We start from the raw sequence: 2,167 nt of genomic DNA, 5'->3' as shown, positions 1-2,167 counted from the left end.
GGGGCGGCGCGCCCCGCGGGCGGCGGCAGCAGGGCGGTGGCCGTGGCCGGCACCCCGGCGGCACCCGCGGCGACCTTGGCCAGCAGGTCGCGGGCCTGCGCCGCGGTGGGCCGCTCCTCGGGCTCCTTGGCCAGCAGCCGCATCATGACCTCGTGCAGCTCGCCGGCCTGCTTGGGCGGCTCCACCTCGCCGGTGGCCACCTTGTGCAGCAGCGCGTAGGCGTTGTCGTCCAGCCCGAAGGGCGGCACGCCCTCGACCGCGGCGTAGAGCGTGGCGCCGAGCGCGAACACGTCCGAGGCGGACGTCGGGTCCTGGCCGCGGGCCACCTCGGGGGCCAGGAACGCCGGCGTGCCGGCGATCAGGCCGGTGCGGGTGAGCTGGACGTCGTCGACGGCGCGGGAGACGCCGAAGTCGGTGAGCTTGACCCGGCCGTCGTCGCCGAGCAGCACGTTGCCCGGCTTGATGTCGCGGTGCACCACCCCGGCCTTGTGCGCGGCGGCCAGGCCGTCGGCGACCTGGCTGCCGATGTCGGCGGCCTCGCGCGGGGCCAGCGGGCCGTCCTGGGCGAGCCGCTGGGCCAGCGACACCGACGGCAGGTACTCCATCACCAGCCAGGGGCTGTCCTCGTGCACGACGACGTCGAACATGCTGATGACGTGCGGGTGCTGCAGCCGGGCCCCGATGCGACCCTCGCGCAGGATGCGCTGGCGGGACTCCTCCAGCGCGCCACCCCGCGCCGGCACCGCGGCCGCGAGCAGCTCCTTGACCGCGACAGTGCGGTTCAGCAGTTCATCGGTAGCCCGCCAGACGGCGCCCATGGCGCCGGCGCCGATCCGCTCTTCCAACCGGTAGCGGTCGCCGATGCGGCTCGGGGTGTCATCGGACGGGGTACTCATCGTGGCCTAGGGTAGCGACCCCCGGTCCGGCCCGGACCAGCCCGGTCGTGCTGATCGCCACCCGGTCCGCGCGCCCCCTCCCGCCCGCCCGGAATCGGCGATGTCGGGCCCTCACGCAGCGCGACGGCCTGCTCCCACCGGGCGCCCCCGATCGTGGACGATCACCCGCCGCGCGGCCGCGTCAGCCGCGCCAGCGCAGGTCCGCGACCACCGCCAGGTGGTCGGACGGGTGGATCCCGCCGACCGGCTCCCCGGCCATCCGCACGCCCTCCACCAGCACGTGCTGGTCCTCCCGGCCGGGCCGGAAGAAGATGTGGTCGATGCGCCGGTCGACCATCTGCGGTCCGGCCTCCAGCGGGGCGGACGGGTGCGTCGAGGGCAGCGTGACCGCGTCGGGCGCCCCGCCGCCCGCGGTCCAGGCGTCGACCAGCACGTCGCCCGCCCGCCGCAGGACCGGGGAGTCGACCGCGGCGTTCAGGTCGCCCATGAGCAGCACCGGGCACGGCCCGTCCCGGCTCGGGTCGGTGGCGAGGTCGGCCACGAACGTCCCCTGCGCGATGCGGTCGTCGGTGTAGGGGACGCCGTAGTCGAGGCAGGCGGCCACGACGGGCAGCGGCCCGACCGGGTGCCCGACGCGGACGGTCAGCGCGACGGGGTCCCAGCCGCGGTGCCGGGCCGGCATCGCGACGACCTCGTGCCCGGCGATCGGCCACCGGCTCAGCACCGCGATCCCGAGGTCGACCCCGACGTGGTCGGGGTCGACCGCGTCGACCGGCGCGGGCGGGTAGGACGGCGAGGCGAACACCGCGTGCATCCCCAGCGCCGCCGCCAGCTCGTCGGCCTGGGTGGTCCCCTCGCCCGCCCAGACCTCCTGCAGCGCGACGACGTCGGGGCGCAGCCGCTCCAGCGTCGCCCGGATGCCCGGCTGCCGGTCGCGCCAGCGCGGCCCGAACCGCCACCAGAGGTTCCAGGTCATCGCGCGGACCGTGCTGTCTGCCATCGGCGGCCTCCCGTGCGGGCGCCCCTCGCCCTCGGCGATCACGCTATCGCCGCGGCCCGACGGCGGCCGGGCGTCGAACCGGTCGCCGAACTCCGGGAGCCGCCGACCGCGCGCACCGGGTGCGTGCGGTCGGCGCGACCGGCCTCAGTCAGCATGGAACGGCCGGCGCGTTCCGCATCTTGCGTGGGTCGTCCACCCTGAGGCGGAAGTTGCCACATACGGAAGGAGCCGGCCGTCATGTCCAGTGTTGTACGTGATCATGGTGTGGTCC

At 76.0% G+C, this 2,167-nt stretch carries 2 protein-coding genes; both read right to left on the bottom strand.

The annotated features are described in order from the left end of the window. A partial coding sequence (locus tag KIK08_RS38750) for a serine/threonine-protein kinase (protein WP_214408286.1) occupies window positions 1-896 on the bottom strand: 896 nt, incomplete at its 3' end. A gap of 181 nt (window positions 897-1,077) precedes the next feature. Beyond that, window positions 1,078-1,896, bottom strand: coding sequence for an endonuclease/exonuclease/phosphatase family protein (locus tag KIK08_RS38745; RefSeq protein WP_214408285.1), 819 nt, complete (start codon window positions 1,894-1,896; stop codon window positions 1,078-1,080). Window positions 1,897-2,167 lie beyond the last annotated feature (271 nt).

The organism is Pseudonocardia lacus (assembly GCF_018531445.1).
Lineage (GTDB): Bacteria > Actinomycetota > Actinomycetes > Mycobacteriales > Pseudonocardiaceae > Pseudonocardia > Pseudonocardia lacus.
This window is presented reverse-complemented; position numbering and strand designations above follow the sequence as displayed.